This is a genomic window from Archangium lipolyticum, assembly GCF_024623785.1.
GTDB lineage: Bacteria > Myxococcota > Myxococcia > Myxococcales > Myxococcaceae > Archangium > Archangium lipolyticum.
Genome location: NZ_JANKBZ010000001.1, coordinates 432,821 through 449,542, shown reverse-complemented (window position 1 = coordinate 449,542; position 16,722 = coordinate 432,821). Strand labels below are relative to the sequence as shown.

Genomic DNA, 16,722 nt, shown 5'->3' with positions numbered 1-16,722 from the left:
CTGACGTCTCATGCGATCCACCTCGTTCCTCGCGTTGCTCCTGGCGGCGGCCGCCGCGCCAGCCCTGGCCCAGGAGATTCCGTCGGCGCCCTCGGAGACGGCGCCCATTCCCGTGAAGCCGGAGCCGAAGCAGCCCGAGCCCGAGCAGCCCGCGCCTCCCGCTCCCGAGCCGGCGCCCGTGGAGTCCCAGGCGCCCGCGCCCGTGCCGGACGCGCCGCTGGCCGCGGGGCCCGAGCTGCAGCCGATCGCCGATCCGAACCAGCAGCGGCTGGTGAACGGTGCGCCGCTGCACAACCCGAACGTGGCCGTCCACGTGGTGCAGAAGAAGCGCTTCGCGGACGAGGGCCGGCACGAGTTCGCGCTCTACCCGGTGGTGGCGCAGGTGAACGGCCGGTTCACCCAGCACGCCGGCAGCGCGCTCCATTACACGTACCACCTGCAGGAGAACTTCGGCCTTCAGCTCTCCACCCAGTACAACTGGTACTCGAACGAGAGCCTCTTCAACCTGGAGCTCATCGACAAGGTGCGCGAGCAGGCGCAGGCGGCCTCGGCGCTGCTGCTGGTATGGGGCGCGCAGGCGGGCGTGGAGGTGACGCCGCTCTACGGCAAGTTCGCCTTCTACGACAACCACCTGCTGCAGTTCAGCCTGGTGCTCAGTGGCGGAGCGGGCATCGGCTCCTCGCGCGTGCTGATCCGGCCCGACGTCACCAACGAGGTGGACGGCCAGCAGTTCACCGTCCCGGCGCGCTTCGGTGACACGGGCACGAAGTTCCTCGGCTCGGTGGGCGGCGGCTTCCGCGTGCAGTTCGGCGACTCCATGGCCGTGCGGCTGGAGGTGCGCGATCTCGTCTACACGGCCCGCGTGGATCGCGTGGACGGGTGCGACCTTCAGGACTTCCAGAAGCTGGAGGACGGCCGGGGCACGGGCCGCCCCTTCTCGGAGCTGGGGCTGAGCGGCAGCTGCCAGTTCCAGAAGTTCGACGGAGTGGATCCGAAGACGCGCAAGAACTACCGCGAGGACATCGTCCTGGGGAAGGACCTGGTCGGCAATCCCTCCTCGGACGTGCTCAACAACGTCAGCTTCTACGCCGGCTTCTCCTACCTCTTCTGAGCCCGCGCCATGAAACGACTCCTGCTCGCTACCTTCCTGGTCCTCGCGCCGCTGGCCGCCTCCGCGCAGGACGTGAACGCCTACAACCAGGCGCTCGCGGCCTTCAACGCGGGCCAGCTGGACGCCGCCGCGCCGCGCTTCTTCGAGCTGTCCGCCAAGGCGGCGGACGAAGAGGTGCGCGCCAAGTCCGAGTACTACCTGGCGCAGACCTTCGCCCGCAAGGACATGCCCGTCAGCGCGCTCGTCACCTACGCGCAGATCGTCAACACCGGCCCCAGCCACCCCAACTACCTCCAGGCGCTGGAGGGGCTGGTGGACGTGCAGCAGAAGCTGAACGAGCAGAACCTCGTGCCCAACATCCTCGACAAGGCCTACACGCCCGAGGTGCGGGACCGGTGGGTGAAGCTGCCCAAGGAGGTGCTCGCCCGCGTCAACTACATGGTGGGCACCATCAGCCAGCGCCGCGGCCGCTTCGAGGAGGCGCGCGCCCTGCTCGAGGCCGTGCCGTCCGATAGCCGGGTCTACGCCCGCGCCCGCTACCTGCTGGGCGTGGTGTTGGCGGATCCCCACTTCCCGGGCCGTCCCGCCGAGGCGGACACGCTGGACAAGGCCGCCCTGGCCGCCTTCCAGAGTGCCCTGGACGCGAAGGGTCCACAGATCGCCCATGACGAGGTGAAGCAGCTCGCGCTGCTGGGCATGGGGCGTCTGCACTACGGACGCCATGAGTACCCGCCGGCCATCGCCTCCTACGAGGCGGTGCCGCGCTACGGCCGGTTCTGGGATCAGGCCCTCTTCGAGAACGGCTTCGCCCGCTTCCAGGGCGAGGACTTCGGTGGTGCGCTCGGCAGCCTCCAGGCGCTGCACGCTCCCCAGTTCGAGGGCGCCTTCCAGCCCGAGTCGTGGATCCTCAAGGCGACTGTCTATTATTACAGCTGCCTCTTCGACGAGGTGAAGACCACGCTGGCGGCCTACGACAAGCTGTATGAGCCGATGGCGAAGCAGCTCGAGCCGTTCTCCGGGGAGCAGCTGGATCTCCTGAGCGCCTACAACCTGGTGGCGGCGGAGAACCGGCGGCTGCCGGGCCCCATCTACCTCTGGATTCGCGACAACGAGCGCATCCAGGACGTGATGCGGATGATCGCCCAGGTGGACGCGGAGAAGCGCATGGCCAACGAGCTGGGCGCCTGGCGCGGCACGGGTCTGGTGCCGGAGACGGTGTCCTCGCTCGAGCAGGTGCGCGGCACGCTGATGCAGATCGGCGGCAGGTTCGCCAAGAGCCGCCTCCAAGAGGCCGCGCAGAACCTGCGCACCTTCGCGGATCAGGCGGAGATCATCCGCGTGCAGACGGCGCTCGACGAGAAGGACCTGCTGCTGGCCGGAGTGGATCAGAAGGCCCTGCTCAAGAGCCAGTCCATCTACCGGCCGAAGATGCCGGGGGCGGCCTGGAACTATTGGAAGTTCCAGGGCGAGTTCTGGCGCGACGAGATCGGCTACTACCAATACACGCTCAAGCGTGGCTGCCCGGCGAAGCTCCAGGGCAAGTAGAAGCCAGACACGTCAGGTGGAGGACACGAGGGGCGGGCCCGCGCATCACGCGCCGGGTGCCGCCCCTTCGTGCGTGTTCAGTGTCTGAACATCGGTGTGCCAACCCGAGCGATATCGCGTGGATCCCCGGGGGTGGAGCACTTCTCATTCCAATGGTGCGCGTCTACTTTCAACCGTCCCTTTCGGTGGGTGGTCAGGGAGGCGATGGGGCGGGACGCGGACGGTGAGAGCCGGTCGCCGGGCGCCCTCCATTCCCTCGAGCCCACCTCAGGAGCTCGCATGAAGGCGGTCCTTCGTTTCGGTGCGCTGGCGGTGGGAGTGGCGCTCACCGCGGGCGGGGCAGGGGAGGCGGCACAGCCGACCCGGAAGCCCTCCAAGGCTGCGGTGCAGCGTGATTCCAAGCGCCAGGACCCCCCGCGTCCGGAGGCCAGGGAGGTCAAGGCATCCAAGGACGCGAAGGCATCCACGGATGCGAAGGAGGCCAAGCGCCCCTCGTCCGCTGAGAAGGAGCGCGAGGGTCCGGCGCGCATGGGCCCCGCTCGCATGGGTCCCTCGTCGATGGCCAATGCGCCCCGCATCGCCGACGAGAAGAAGGACGGGCTGGCGGACCGCAAGCGCGACGAGGCCATCGAGGGCTTCAAGCGCCTCATTCCCAAGCTCCAGGAAGGCTCGCACCGCAGGGCGGACATGCTCTACCGCCTGGCCGAGCTCTACTGGGAGAAGTCCAAGTACCTCTACCAGCAGGAGATGAACCGCTACCTGGCCGCGGAGAAGGCCCATGACGCGGCCACCGCCCGGGGCGAGAAGCAGGAGCCTCCCAAGGAGGATCACCGCGACAGCGAGCGCTACCGCGCCGAGACGATGCGCATCTACGAGGAGCTGCTGAGCGGCTACGCGGAGTGGCCGCAGCGCGACGAGATCCTCTTCTACCTGGGCTACAACCTGCAGGAGCTCGGCCGGCGCGACGACGCGGTGAAGCGCTACCACCAGCTCATCCAGGAGTACCCCCAGTCGCAGTTCGTCCCGGACACCTACGTCCAGCTGGGCAACCACTACTTCGACAACAACAAGCTGAAGGAGGCGCGCGAGTATTACGAGAAGGCGCGCGAGTCGAAGGTTCCCAAGGTGTATGCCTACGCCGTCTACAAGCTGGCGTGGTGCGACTACAACGCGGGCGCCTATGACGAGGGCCTCGCGAAGCTGCACGAAGTGGTGGACTACGCCGGCGAGCGCGGCGAGGAGCTGGGTGACCTCAAGACCGAGTCGCTCAACGACGTCATCGTCTTCTACGTCAAGCTGGACCGGGCCCAGGACGGCATCGCCTACTTCAAGCAGAAGGCTCCCGAGAAGCGGCAGGAGCGGCTGATCTCCAAGATGGCCGTGCAGCTCATGGACGTGGGCCTGTACGACAGCGCCATCGAGACGTACCGCACGCTCATCCAGGACAAGCCGATGGGCCCCGGTGCGCCGGAGTACCAGCAGTCCATCGTCAAGTCCTTCGAGGGCCTGCGCAAGCGCGACCAGGTGCGCGCGGAGATGAAGCGCATGGTGGAGCTGTACCGGCCCGGCGGCGAGTGGTGGCAGGCCAACGCCGGCAACAAGCCGGTGCTGCGCAATGCCTTCGGCGTCACCGAGGAGGCCATGCGCGTGATGGTGACGGACTACCACCAGGAGGCGCAGAAGACGCGCCAGGTGGAGACGTACCGGCTCGCCCGCGACATCTACAAGCAGTACGTCGATACCTTCGCCTCCAGCAACGATCCCGAGTTCATCTCCGACTACGCCTTCAACATGCGGTTCTTCTACGCGGAGATCCTCTGGGCCCTGGAGGAGTGGGAGGCCGCCGCCGTCCAGTACGACGCCGTCGTCGCCTTCCAGGTCCCCGACCGGGACTCGGCCCGCGAGGTGTCCAACGAGCAGTACCGCAAGAACGCGTCCTTCGCGGCCATCATGGCCTACGACAAGCTCGTGAAGATCGAGCGCGGCCAGCTCGCCAAGACGGAGCTCAAGGACGGCCAGAAGGTCGACGAGAACAAGTCCAAGGGCCAGGTGGAGAAGAAGGGCCGCCTCACCAAGAAGGGCACGGATCAGGCCGAGGAGCCGCTCACGCGCTTCGAGGAGCGCCTGGTGGCCGCTTGCGACACCTACAACAAGCTCTACCCGGACAACCCGGACGAGATCGACCTGCGCTACCAGGCGGCCCTCATCGTCTACGACCGGCACCACTACGTGGACGCGGCCCGGCGCTTCGGGGAAATCATCAACAAGTTCCCCGCCGAGCGGCGCTCGCGTGACGCGGCCGACCTCACCATGTACGTGCTCGAGTCGCGCGAGGAGTGGCTGGAGCTCAACAAGCTGTCACGGCAGTTCCTCGCCAACGAGAAGCTGCTCAAGCCCAGCCCCGAGTTCGCCGCGCGCGTGGCCCGCGTCGTCGAGGGCTCGCAGTACAAGTGGATCCACGAGGTCGTCTATCAGAAGGAGAAGAACCCGGCTAAGGCCGCCGAGCTGTTCCTCGACTACGTGAAGGAGTTCCCCAGGTCCGACAACGCGGACCGGGCGCTCACCTCCGCCATGGTCATCTTCCAGGAAGCCGGGCAGATCGACCGAGGCGTGCAGGCCGGCGAGCGCGTCCTCTCGGACTACTCCGGCAGCATCTTCGAGCCCAAGGTCCGCTACACGCTCGCGCGCCTCTACGAGAAGCTCGCCGAGTTCCGCAAGGCCGCCGCCATGTACGCCGCCTTCGTGGACACCTATGACACCGCCACCCGCGCGTTCGCGCCCCAGGCGTCCCAGGGCAAGGACAAGCAGGCCAGGGCCTCCTCCAAGAAGGGCAAGGACAGCAAGGACGCGAAGGCGAAGGAGTCCAGGTCCAACGACGCGCAGGGCACGGACGAGGCCCGGGCCGGCAAGGACGCCGAGCGCCGCCAGCTGCTCGCCGAGGCCGAGAAGTGGGTGGCCGATGCCCTCTTCAACGCCGGCCTCTGGTGGGAGGGCGTGGGCGAGTCCGACAAGGCCATCACCGCCTACCGCGCGTACCTGACGCGCTTCAAGGACCGGCCGGACGTGCCGCAGATCGCCTACAACATCGCGCTCGTCCACGAGAAGGACGGCAAGTGGGCCGAGGCGGCCCGTGCCTTCGAATCCTTCACCGAGGCGTATGGGAAGGACTCGCGCACCGCGGCCGGCCAGGTGTACCTGGCGCGCTACCAGCAGCTGCTCGCCTACCGGAAGGTGAAGGACGCGCGCAACATCGAGCGCGTGCAGGACGAGCTCGTCCGCGGCTGGGCCCGGCTGTCTCCGGAGGAGAAGCAGCGGCCGGAGCTCCTCAACGCCTACGGCCACGCGCGCTTCCTCGCGGTGGAGGGCGACTGGCAGCGCTACGTGGGCATCAAGTTCAAGAACGTCGCCACCATCCGGCGTGACCTGGCCGCCAAGCAGCAGTCCATCCAGAAGGTGGAGAAGGCCTACACGGACGTGCTGGCCACCGGCTCGGGAGAGTGGGGCATCGCCGCGCTCACCCGCGTCGGCCTCGCCTACTCGGACTTCGCGCGCAACATCCTCGAGTCGCCGGATCCGTCGGGGCTCGACGAGGAGCAGCTCGCCATGTACCGCGGCGAGCTGGAGAACCTCGCGCTCCCGCTGGAGGACAAGGCCAACGAGGCGCTCGAGAAGGCGCTGGGCAAGGCCTATGAGCTGGCGCTCTACAACGAGTGGACGCTGGCCGCGCAGGAGCAGGTCAACCGCTACCACCCGGGGGCCTACGCGCAGGTGCGCCAGGTGCCCTTCCGCGGCAGCGAGTTCTTCGTCACCGCCGACGTGGCCAAGGAGCCGGGCCTCCCGGACACCAGTCAGGCCGGTGCCACTCCTCAGCCCGCCACTCCGGCCCCCGCCGCTCCGGCGGCTCCCGAGCAGCCCTCGACCGAGGCCTCGCTCATGCCGTCCTCCGCTTCGGGGGAGGTGCGGCCGTGAAGGTGACTCAGATGCATCCAAGGGATTCCGCAGGGAGGACGTTCATGGCGTTCCGCCGCACCCTCGCCGCAGCCACGCTGGCCCTCACCGCCGCGTGCGCGACGACCTCGCAGGTGAAGCCCGCGCCGGTGGCCACCTCCGCACCGGCTCCGGCTCCAGCTCCAGCCGCCCAGGGCCCCGCCGCCGCCCCCAGCCCCGCTCCCGTGGCTCCCAATGGGAAGGACAGGAAGGCACGGGAGCGCTTCGCGGAGGCCGTCGCCGCCTTCGACGCGGGGGACTACGCCCGGGCCGAGGAGGGCTTCCGCGAGGTGCTGGAGCTCGCGCCGCAGAGCCTCAATGCCCAGTTCAACCTGGGCTTCATCGCCGAGCGCCAGGGCCGGCTCGCGGACGCGCAGGCCGCCTACGAGAAGGTGCGCTTCCTCGAGCCGGGGCACGTGCCCACGCTGCTCAACCTGGGCCGGCTCTACCGGCTCCAGGAGAAGTACGCCGAGGCCATCACGCTCTACGAGGGCGGATTGAAGACGCCGGGCCGCGAGCACGACGCCTCGCTGCTCAACAACCTCACCGTGGCCTACCGGCTCGCGGGCAAGCACGAGCAGGCCGAGGCCACCGCCCGCCGCGTGCTCGCACGCCACCCGGATGATGCCGAGGCGTACAAGAACCTCGCGCTCGTCTATTACGACCAGGGGAAGTACCGGCTCGCCGAGCTGGTGCTCGCCAACGCGCGCAAGCTCGATGAGAAGGACCCGGGCATCTACAACAACCTCGGGATGATCTACCTGAAGATGGAAGATCGGGCCCGCGCGCTCGCCCAGTTCCAGAAGGCGGTGTCGCTCGACGAGCGCTTCGCTCCTGGCCACCTCAACATCGGTGCCCTGGCGCTCGCCTGGCGCGACTACGCCGGCGCCGAGCGCTCCTTCTCCAAGGCCGTCGAGCTCGAGCCCGGCTCGCACGAGGCGTGGCTGTATTACGCCTACTCGCTGGACGGTCAGAAGGGCAGGGAGCCGCAGAAGGGGCTCAAGGCGGGCGAGGCCTTCGAGAAGGTGCTCGCGCTGCGCGCGGAGCAACCCGAGGCCCTGTGCGGCGCGGGCTGGGCCTATGCCGTCGAGAAGACCGGATGGGACAAGGCCGAGGGCTTCCTCTCGCGCTGCAAGGACCTGGGCACCACGAGCGCGCAGGACAAGCAGATGATCGACGCGAAGCTCCAGGGCATCGCGGCCATGCGCAAGAGCGGTCAGCCGCAGCCCGCGGCCACTCCCGAGGAGAAGGCCCCGAACCCGGAGGCCGTCGGCGGCAGTGGTTCGCTGCTGGACAAGGTGTCGGATCAGGCGGCACAGCAGGAGGGCGTGCCCGCTGAGGATGCAACGCCTGCTCAAAACCCAACGCCTGCTCAGGACACCGAGCCCTCCGCGGCTGAAGGCAGCCCGGCGGCCGAGCCTCCGGCCGAGGCTCCGAAGACCGAATAACCTACCGACCCCAGTGGGAAAATTTTTCCACTCTTTGGGGTCCTCGATGGCGGCGGCGGGTGCGTGCCTTTGAGATTTCGCGGGATTCCACCAACCAGCACGTTGGTGCAGGGCGTGCAAGGGAGCTGAGGGGAACCTCACCTGGGACCCGCTGTCCCATCCGACGACGAGGAGGCCTGACATGAGACGACTGGCGGCGGCAGTGGCGGTGGTGGCGTTGTGGGCGGGGACGGCGGTTGCCGAGGAGCAGGGCTCTCAGACCCAGGTGAAGGTCATCCAGGAAGAGGACAAGGTCGTCGTCCGGAAGAAGACGAACATCGACTTCACGGACATGGCGGTGGAGGGCGAGCTCACCAAACCGGAGGGCTCCTACGTCCTCAACCGCAAGAAGACAGACTTCCAGAGCCTCATCCGGGTCCGGGACAACTTCAACCCCGAGCTGCAGAAGTCGGTCGACAACCTCTAGCGGGCGGGCATGGGACGGGACGGAAGGGAGGAGGAGGAAGCCACTATGGCGGCGGGGAAGAAGAACGGATTGACGCTGCGTATCACCGGGCCGGACGGGACCGTGCAGGAGGCGGTGTCCGAGTCCGAGAGCGTCATCGTGGGGTCGGGTGCGCAGGCGGCGGTGAAGATCCCGGATCCGAGGGTCTCGAACCTTCACGTGATGTTGAAGGTGGAGGCCACCGGTTCGGTGACGGCCATCGATCTGGGCAGCGAGAGTGGCACGCAGGTGGGCGGCCAGCGGGTGGTGGGTCCGAGGACGCTCGCGTCGGGTGACGTGCTGATGGTGGGTGGCTCGCGTGTGGAGGTGCTCTTCGGAGACGAGGGGTTGCCTCCACCGCCCGCGGGTGCGGAGGTGAACGGGGCGGCGTTGCAGGGCTCTGTGCTGGTGCCGAGGGCACCGGAGGCTCGCCAGCCCGTGGTGCCTCCGGGTCTGCGCAACCGGGCGGCCCCGGGTTCGAGGGCCCGGGTCATCCCGCAGCAGGTGAGGCAGGTACGCTCCAGGGTCGCGGCGCACATGCAGGAGCCGCTGCCCGCCGAGGCGCAGCCCACCAAGGACGAGAAGGTGCTCCAGGTCTGTCTGCTCTGGGGCGATCAGATCCTGGCGGTGCAGCACTTCCGGGACGCCGTGCCGGTCACCATCGGCGAGGGGAAGAAGAACTTCTTCCACGTGTTCGACTCCGAGGTGGGAGCGCGTCACGTGCTGGCGGTGGCTCGTGGCGAGCTGTACGAGCTGCATGTTCCCCAGAGAGCGGGTGTCATCGTCACCCGCAACGGGGACGTGCGGACGAAGGACAGCCTGCGCGCGGAAGGGAAGCTGACGGCATCGGGCGGGGAGCACGCGTACACGCTCGGCCTGCACGATCGGGCGGAGGTGTCGCTCGGCACGCTCACCTTCGTGGTGCGCTACGTGAAGCCGTCGCCGGCCGTGGCGGTGAACACGCTGGAAGAGGCGGACTTCACCTGGTTCAAGATCGCCGGCATCACCCTGGTGGCGGCCGGCGCGGTGCTGGCGGCCATCCTGCTCACGCCCCGCTCCGAGAAGCCGTCCGACGACGACATCTTCCAGAGCCAGCAGCGGGTGGCGAAGCTCCTGGTCAAGCCCTCCAAGCCCGTCGACGTGAAGCGCTTCCAGATGAAGGGCGCGGAGGAGGGCGCCAAGGCCAAGGGCGAGGAGGGCAAGTTCGGCAAGGAGGAGGCCAAGAAGGCCGAGGCCGATCCCTCCAAGCCGGGCACGCCCATCGTCGACAAGACGAAGCGTGAGAAGGATCGCCAGGTCGTGGGCAAGGTGGGCCTCCTCGGCGCCTTCAAGGGTCTGAAGGGTGGGGCGTCGGAAGTCTTCGGTCCGGGCGGTCTGGGCACGGGCATCAACAACGCCCTGGGTGGCCTCAAGAGCGGCGCGGGCATGGGTGACGCGCAGGGCGTGGGCGGGCTCGGCTCGCGTGGCCAGGGCACGGGCGGCGGCGGTACCGCGCTGGGCCTGGGTGGCCTGGGCACCAAGGGCAACGGCCGTGGCGCGGGTGACGGCGGCGGCATCGACCTGACGGGCCGCGGCAAGACGATCACCAAGATCGTCCCTGGAAAGACCACCGTCATCGGCGGTCTCGACAAGGACGTGATCGCCAAGATCATCCGGAGCCACCAGAACGAGATCAAGTACTGCTACGAGACCGAGCTGAACAAGAACCCGAGCCTCGCGGGCAAGGTGGCGGTGGCCTTCACGATCGATCCGGCGGGTGGTGTGTCGGAGGCGAACGTGACGGAGACCACGCTGAACAACTCCACGGCGGAGAACTGCATGCTCTCGCGCATCCGCCGCTGGAAGTTCCCCGAGCCCAAGGGCGGTGGCGTGGTGGCGGTGACGTACCCCTGGCTCTTCTCGCCGGCGGGTAACGAGTAGTCGCTCGCGTCTCCAAGGAAGTTCTCAACGTGTGGAACCCCTCTCCCCTCCCGGGGAGAGGGTTTTTTTAGAGGGTCGTCTCCATGAGGAAGCCTCTGCTGGTCGCCGTGCTCGCGCTGCTGCCCACCCCTGTCCTCGCGGCCACGCCGCCCGAGGGTGTCCCGCTCGAGGTCCGCCGCGGCTTCTTCACCGAGGCCGACATCGGGGCGTTCTTCACGCTGGGTGGCGAGAACATCTATTCGAACGCGCAGACGTATCTGCAGCTCGGCGTGGGGTATGACCTGACGGACAAGGTGTCGCTGGGGTTGCACTTCGGGCTGGGCGCGTCGGCGGCGAACTGCTTCGCCGGGTACCTGCCGGGCTCGGACGTGTGCAGCATGTCCGACAACTTCACGGTGGCGTTCGGCGACGTGACGGCCGCGTACATGGTGCCGCTGGCCGAGCGCCTCTACCTGATGCCGAAGGTGGCCGCGGGCCTCACGCGGATGGATCCCGCGCCGGTGGGCGGCGGGGACCCGGGACTGCCGATGACGGCCCCGAACGCGGGACTGGGCATCGGCATCGAGTACGCGACGCCGATGGACCATTTCTCGGTGGGGGCGGACTTCATGGCCCGCTACATCATCGGGCCCAACATCTCGACGTTCGCCCTCTTCCCCCGCGTGAAGTACACCTTCTGAGCTGACGGTCAGGGCTCGAGGGCGATGAACGTGACGCGATCCGTCACGTTGAGCGCGAGCGCACCTCTTGCCTGTCGACCGGCAGTGTGAAGAAGAACGTGGTGCCCTGACCTTCCGTGCTCTCGATCCAGATCGTCCCGCCATGGGACTCGATGATCGCCTTGGTGATGGCGAGGCCGAGCCCGAAGCTATCTCGGGCCCTCCTGGTCGCCTGCCAGTAACGGTCGAAGATATGAGCCCGGTCCTTTTCCGCGATGCCGGGGCCCGTGTCGCTGACGCTGAAGACGACCCGAGCCCCTTCGTCTCGGGTCCGCACCATGACGGAGCCTCCCTCTCCCGTGAACTTGATCGCGTTACCGACCAGGTTCGACAAGACCTGCATGATGCGGTCGTGATCGCACTGGACCTTCAGGTTCGACGGTTCGAGCTCCTTATCGAGTCGAACCCCTTTATCGGCCGCGATGGATTGCAGCATCTCGACGCTCTCCGTCACGAGCTCGTTGGCGATGTGCGCCGCGGCCTCGATCCGGAGCTGCCCCGCCTCGATGCTGGAGAAATCGAGCAGATCCCGGATCATGTGGATCATCCGATCGGCCGCGCGCCCGATTCTCTCGATGATCCGGGGAGCCTTCCCTCGCGGCTCGGCCCCGCGTGCCTCGGAGAAGAGCTGCGCGGCCCCCGTCCGGATGATGGTCAGGGGGTTGCGGAGATCATGCGACACGACCGCCAGGACTTCCTCCCGCATGCGGATGGCTTTCTGGGACTGCTCGTACAACCGCGCGTTGTCGATGGCGAGCGCGGCGCGGCTGGCGAGCTCTTCCGCCAGGCGGAGATCCTCCGAGTCGTAGCGCCTGCCAGGACCGGCCACGAGGACCATCGCGCCAAACGTCTTGCCACGCGCCGTCAGTGGAACACACAGATACGACTGCGCTCCGAGGTCCCTCAGGAGCGTGGAATCTCCGAGCCCGAGGGCTTCCGTGATCCAGCCTACGTCGGAGAGGTCCGGTAGCAACTCCGATTGCCCGGTCTGCACGACGCGCGCGACTCCATGCCCCTTCTGCGGTTCGTTGGGGATGCTCCGCATCGCTTTCTGGACGAGCAGCTCATGGGCCGGGTCGACATGCGCGACCGCGACGGGGTGGAGGAGGGTGTCCTCGAGCATCTCGACGACGCAGGCCTGGGCCAGGGAGTGCGTCGCCAGCCGGGCCACCGTGTTCAAGGTGGTGTGGTAGTCGAGAGACCCGGCCAGCACCGTGCCAACCTCGGACAAGAAGGACATGGCCCGCTCGGTCCGCATGCGCTCCGTCAGGTCCCTGGCCACGTTGGAGATGCCGTGCAGGTGGCCCTCGCGATCCCTCACCGCGCTGAGGATGAGGCTGGCCCAGAAGGTGCTCCCACCCTTGCGGACCATCCAACCCTCGAATTCGGCGCGCCCCTCCGCCTCCGCACGCCGCAGCAGGCTCTGGGGGAGCCCCTTCTGCAACTCCTCGGGGCGGAAGAAACGGGACACATGCGCTCCGATGATCTCCTCCGCCTTGTACCTCTTCATCCGTTCCGCCCCTGGGTTCCAGCTCGCGATATGCCCGTCCGGGGACAGCATGAAGACACCGTAGTCCTGAAGGCTGTCGAGCAGCAGCCGGAGCCGTTCCTCGCTCTCGCGCAGCGTGTCCTCGGCCCTCTTGCGCTCGGTCAGATCCCTGGCGACATTGGAGATGCCCTGGAGGTTGCCCTCCGCGTCTTCCACCGCGCTGAGGGTGGCGAGCGCCCAGAAGCGGGCACCGCCCTTTCGCACCATCCACCCCTCGTAGGTCGCACTGCCATTCAAGAGCGCCTGCTCGACGAGCCGCTCCGGCGTGCGCTTCTCGAGCTCCTCGGGAGGGAAGAAGCGTGAGATGGGCGAGCCGATGATCTCCTGGGCGCGGTAACCCTTGAGCCGCTGCGCACCTTGATTCCAGGTCTCGATGGTTCCCTGCGTGGACAGCATGAACACGCCGTAATCCTGAACGCTCCCCACGAGCAGCCGGAAGTACTCCTCGCTCCGTCGAAGCTCCTGCTCCGTGCGCTTTCGCTGGGTGACATCCCTCGCGAGCATGGAGAAGCCCCGGAGGTGGCCACTTTCATCCTCCACCGCGCTGACCGTGAGGAGCCCCCAGAAGAGCTCTCCGCCCTTGCGGACGAGCCAGCCCTCGTATTCGGCACGGCCTACCCGCGCGGCCTCCATGAGGAGACGCTCGGGCAGGCCGTTCCCGGTCACGTCGGGAGGAAAGAGCACGGATACCGGGGACCCGATGACTTCGTGGGCTCGATAGCCTTCGAGCCGTTGGGCGCCGCGGTTCCATGTCTCGACGGCTCCCGTGGGAGACACCATGAACACGCCGTAGTCCTGACTCTCGACGAGCAGCCGGAAGTGCTCCTCGCTCTCTTTCAGCGCCTGCTCGGTCATCTTGCTCTGGGTCAGATCCTTCGCCACGTTCGAGAAGCCTCGAAGGCGTCCTCGCTCGTCGGTGATGGCGCTCAGGGTCAAGCTCGCCCAGAAGGGCGTGCCGCCTTTCCGGAGCATCCAGCCCACGTACTCAGCCTCACGCTCCAACTCGGCCTTGTCCAGGAGCCGCTGGGGAGTCCCTTTCGCGTTCTCCTCGGGAGGGAAGAAATACGAGAGCGGCGCACCGAGGACCTCATCGGCCCGATAACCCTTGAGTCGTTGCGCACCAGGGGTCCAGCTCGCCACGGTCCCGTCGTGCGACAGCATGAACACGCCGTAGTCGCGGAGGTTTTCGACGAGCAACCGGAAATGTGCTTCGGCTTCGCCGAGGGCGACCTCCCGCTCCTTGACCCTGGAGATGTCGACGGTCAGCCCGGAGAGGAGAAGCGCACCATTCGAGCGGCTGCTGCGCTGCAGGGTGGTCTGGACCCAGAGGATCGAGCCATCCGACCTGCGCATCCGGTGCTCGCACGTCTGCACGCCGCCTTCGGCGGCCACCTGATACAGCATCTCCAGGAAACGGCCCCAGTCCTCGGAGAGGACGTGCTTTTTCAGGAAATCCGCATCGGCCGCCCACTGCTCGCCGGGATGACCGAACATCTCCGCGGCCGACTCACTGATGAACGAGAGCCGGGCCGTCGCGGCATGCGCCTCCCAGATGATGGCCCCGTGAAGGTTCTGTAGTAGCTCGTCAATCAGGCCCTCGGCCGAGTGTGCACCGGTTTGCGCGTCTATCATTGGTTGCCCCTCTCGAATCCGGTGGTTCCAGTATCCCGACGGACACGTGAGGACCCTCGACTGAAGCTTCAGGTGCACGAATGGATCCGCAAGCGCCGGGCCCGCGTTCCAGCAGACATGCTCGGCGTCGGGTTGCTCGCCAGGCGCCTCCGGCCCAGTCGGAGGATGGGGCAGAGGATGGCGGAGGGGAAATGGGAGCGCCTTTCTCTCCTCGATGAGGTATCTCCTGCCTCGCGATTCCAACAGGAGCCCTCGTGACCCAGCTCATCTTCCATCACTATCCAAGCTCCCCTTTCGCCGAGAAGATCCGGGCGATCTTCGGCTTCAAGGGCCTGCGATGGACCTCGGTCCACATCCCGATGATCATGCCCAAGCCGGACGTGATCGCGCTGACGGGCGGTTACCGCAAGACGCCCCTGCTGCAGATCGGCGCGGACATCTACTGTGACTCGGCATTGATCGCGGACGTGCTGGAGCGGCTCGCGCCCACGCCGACCCTGTATCCGGCTGAATCGGCCGGAATGGCACGCATCGTGGCGCAGTGGGCGGATTCGACCCTGTTCTGGACGGCGATCCCGTACACCCTCCAGCCGGCGGCGTTCCAGCACAGCCTCTCCGGGATGACGCCGGAGCAGCTCAAGGCGTTCATGGCCGACCGCGCCGCCTTCCGGGGCAACGCGCCGATCATGCAGGTTCCGGAATCCACCGGAGCGCTGCGGCTGTACCTCGAGCAGTTCGAGGCGCAGCTCGCGGATGGCCGGCCCTGGCTGCTCGGAAAGGCCACGAGCATCGCGGATTTCTCCGTCTACCACTCGCTCTGGTTCGTGCGGCGGGTGCCCCCGGTCGCGGGCATCCTCGAGCCGTACCGGCACGTGCTGGCCTGGATGGAGCGTGTCCAGGCCCTGGGGAATGGCACGTCCGAGAAGATGGAGAGCGGGGAGGCCATCGCGCTCGCGGCCGCGAGCAAGCCCTCCTCCACGGAAGGAGAGGCGTTCCTGGATCTGCATGGCATCGCGCGAGGCGAGCGCGTCACGGTCGCGGCGACGGACTACGGCGTCGATCCCGTGGAGGGCGAGCTCGTGTTGTCGCGCCCGAATGAGATCGCGATCCGCCGGGTGGATCCGCGCGCGGGCGAGGTCGTGGTGCACTTCCCCCGCATCGGCTTCCGGCTCCAGAGACAGGGGTGAGCGGAGTCCGTGTCAGGGTGGTTGCCTCCGACTCCCGAGGGGCCGCGATGGTGCTGGCGCGCGCCTTCCAGGTTCCCCTGGAGGCGGCTCGCCAGCTGTTGTCCGAGGAGCGCGTCCTGCCTCGGGACCTGGAGGCGGCCGAGGCACAGCGGCTGGTGGAGGCGCTCCGGAAGCACGGGGTGAGCTGTGAGCCGGTGGCGGTGGCCGGCCATGGCAGCGCCGTGTGCAGCGCCCATCCGTCCCTGGCTCCCGAGTCACCGTGCGCGGACTGCCGCGAGCTGGTGTGCGTGCTGTGCAGGAGCCCGGAGGGCGAGGCGCTCTGTGCCCGGTGTGCCGCCCTCCGAGCGCGCCGGACGCGGGCCAAGTGGCTGCGTGTGTCCGTGTTGCTCGTCGTCCTGGTGCTCGTGGTGTTCTGGGGCACCTCTCGCAACCGCCTCCGGGAGACCCGCCTGGAGTGGGATCGATCCTTGAGCGTGGCGGTGGTGCTGCTCTCTCGAGGCGATGTGAAGCCCGGGGTGCACCAGGCCTGGCGGGATGGGGTCGGTCAGCTGGAGACGTGGCTCGCGCGCGAGGCCCGCCGCCACGGCGTGGGCGTGGATCCGCCAGTCCGGTTCGTCCTGGCCGGGCCCCAGTCCGCCGCCGGGCTGGAGCTGTCCTCGCCCGGGGAGTCGCTGGTGGCGCGGGCCCGTCATGCCTGGGCGCTGTCCCGCGGCCTGGCCGCAGTGGATGAGGCCGCCGGTCTGGGCTCGCTCGGGCTGGATGCTCGCATCTACGTGGTGTTGGAGCCCGCGGGCGAGGGAGGCGAGCGCCTCGTGGAGGGCATGGCCGAGGCGGGTGGCTCGGTGGGTCTGGTGCGCGGGGTGCTGGAGGACACCGAGCTCACCCTGGAGCTGACGGCCGTGGCCCACGAGCTCTTCCACTGTCTCGGCGCGGCGGATGCCTACGACGAGCAGGGCCATGCGCGCGTCCCCGAGGGGCTGGTGGAGCCCGAGCGTCAGCCCCTCTACCCGCAGCCCGCCGCCGAGGTCATGGTGGGCGAGGTCCCGCTGGGAGAAGGGCAGGGGCGGCTGCCCGAGTCCCTGGACGAAGTGCGCGTGGGGCCCGCCACGGCGGCGGCCCTCCGCTGGGCGCCTTGAGGGG

General features: G+C 68.0%; 10 protein-coding genes. 9 read left to right on the top strand and 1 reads right to left on the bottom strand.

Annotation, left to right across the window (positions count from 1 at the left end; all coding sequences use genetic code 11):
• Window positions 1-10 precede the first annotated feature (10 nt).
• From NR810_RS01495 to cglE, 7 genes are all read left to right on the top strand, one after another.
• Window positions 11-1,111, top strand: a complete 1,101-nt coding sequence (locus NR810_RS01495) for an outer membrane beta-barrel domain-containing protein (protein ID WP_257446633.1) — start codon at window positions 11-13, stop codon at window positions 1,109-1,111.
• Between the two features lie 9 nt (window positions 1,112-1,120).
• Window positions 1,121-2,656 carry a tetratricopeptide repeat protein gene (locus tag NR810_RS01490; protein WP_257446631.1) on the top strand — a complete coding sequence of 512 codons (1,536 nt, stop codon included), beginning with the start codon at window positions 1,121-1,123 and terminating at the stop codon, window positions 2,654-2,656.
• 279 nt (window positions 2,657-2,935) lie between these two features.
• Window positions 2,936-6,625: a tetratricopeptide repeat protein gene (locus NR810_RS01485; RefSeq protein ID WP_257446627.1), complete on the top strand. Its 3,690-nt coding sequence runs from the start codon at window positions 2,936-2,938 to the stop codon at window positions 6,623-6,625.
• 44 nt (window positions 6,626-6,669) lie between these two features.
• Window positions 6,670-8,091, top strand: a complete 1,422-nt coding sequence (locus NR810_RS01480; RefSeq protein ID WP_257446626.1) for a tetratricopeptide repeat protein — start codon at window positions 6,670-6,672, stop codon at window positions 8,089-8,091.
• Window positions 8,092-8,272: 181 nt separating this feature from the next.
• A complete protein-coding gene (locus NR810_RS01475) occupies window positions 8,273-8,557 on the top strand; it encodes a hypothetical protein (protein WP_257446624.1) in 285 nt (94 codons plus the stop codon).
• A gap of 45 nt (window positions 8,558-8,602) precedes the next feature.
• Complete coding sequence (locus NR810_RS01470; RefSeq protein ID WP_257446622.1) at window positions 8,603-10,495, top strand: AgmX/PglI C-terminal domain-containing protein; 1,893 nt, start codon at window positions 8,603-8,605, stop codon at window positions 10,493-10,495.
• 83 nt (window positions 10,496-10,578) lie between these two features.
• Window positions 10,579-11,175 carry an adventurous gliding motility protein CglE gene (gene cglE, locus NR810_RS01465; protein ID WP_257446607.1) on the top strand — a complete coding sequence of 199 codons (597 nt, stop codon included), beginning with the start codon at window positions 10,579-10,581 and terminating at the stop codon, window positions 11,173-11,175.
• 43 nt (window positions 11,176-11,218) lie between these two features.
• Here cglE and NR810_RS01460 read toward each other — a convergent pair whose 3' ends face one another.
• Window positions 11,219-14,395 (bottom strand): PAS domain S-box protein, encoded by a 3,177-nt coding sequence (locus NR810_RS01460; RefSeq protein WP_257446590.1) that lies wholly within the window; start codon window positions 14,393-14,395, stop codon window positions 11,219-11,221.
• A 254-nt stretch (window positions 14,396-14,649) separates the two neighbouring features.
• Here NR810_RS01460 and NR810_RS01455 point away from each other — a divergent pair, with 254 nt between their 5' ends.
• Both NR810_RS01455 and NR810_RS01450 read left to right on the top strand, forming a co-directional pair.
• Window positions 14,650-15,582: a glutathione S-transferase family protein gene (locus tag NR810_RS01455; RefSeq protein WP_257446588.1), complete on the top strand. Its 933-nt coding sequence runs from the start codon at window positions 14,650-14,652 to the stop codon at window positions 15,580-15,582.
• Window positions 15,579-16,718, top strand: coding sequence for a B-box zinc finger protein (locus tag NR810_RS01450; protein WP_257446577.1), 1,140 nt, complete (start codon window positions 15,579-15,581; stop codon window positions 16,716-16,718). The genes NR810_RS01455 and NR810_RS01450 overlap by 4 nt, the downstream gene beginning before the upstream one ends.
• Window positions 16,719-16,722 lie beyond the last annotated feature (4 nt).

Bases quoted from the DNA above. Each gene is read 5' to 3' on its own strand.
- NR810_RS01485 (WP_257446627.1), top strand. From the start codon at position 2,936: ATGAAGGCGGTCCTTCGTTTCGGTGCGCTGGCGGTGGGAGTGGCGCTC.
- NR810_RS01475 (WP_257446624.1), top strand. From the start codon at position 8,273: ATGAGACGACTGGCGGCGGCAGTGGCGGTGGTGGCGTTGTGGGCGGGG.
- NR810_RS01460 (WP_257446590.1), bottom strand. From the start codon at position 14,395: ATGATAGACGCGCAAACCGGTGCACACTCGGCCGAGGGCCTGATTGAC.
- cglE (WP_257446607.1), top strand. From the start codon at position 10,579: ATGAGGAAGCCTCTGCTGGTCGCCGTGCTCGCGCTGCTGCCCACCCCT.
- NR810_RS01480 (WP_257446626.1), top strand. From the start codon at position 6,670: ATGGCGTTCCGCCGCACCCTCGCCGCAGCCACGCTGGCCCTCACCGCC.
- NR810_RS01470 (WP_257446622.1), top strand. From the start codon at position 8,603: ATGGCGGCGGGGAAGAAGAACGGATTGACGCTGCGTATCACCGGGCCG.
- NR810_RS01495 (WP_257446633.1), top strand. From the start codon at position 11: ATGCGATCCACCTCGTTCCTCGCGTTGCTCCTGGCGGCGGCCGCCGCG.
- NR810_RS01490 (WP_257446631.1), top strand. From the start codon at position 1,121: ATGAAACGACTCCTGCTCGCTACCTTCCTGGTCCTCGCGCCGCTGGCC.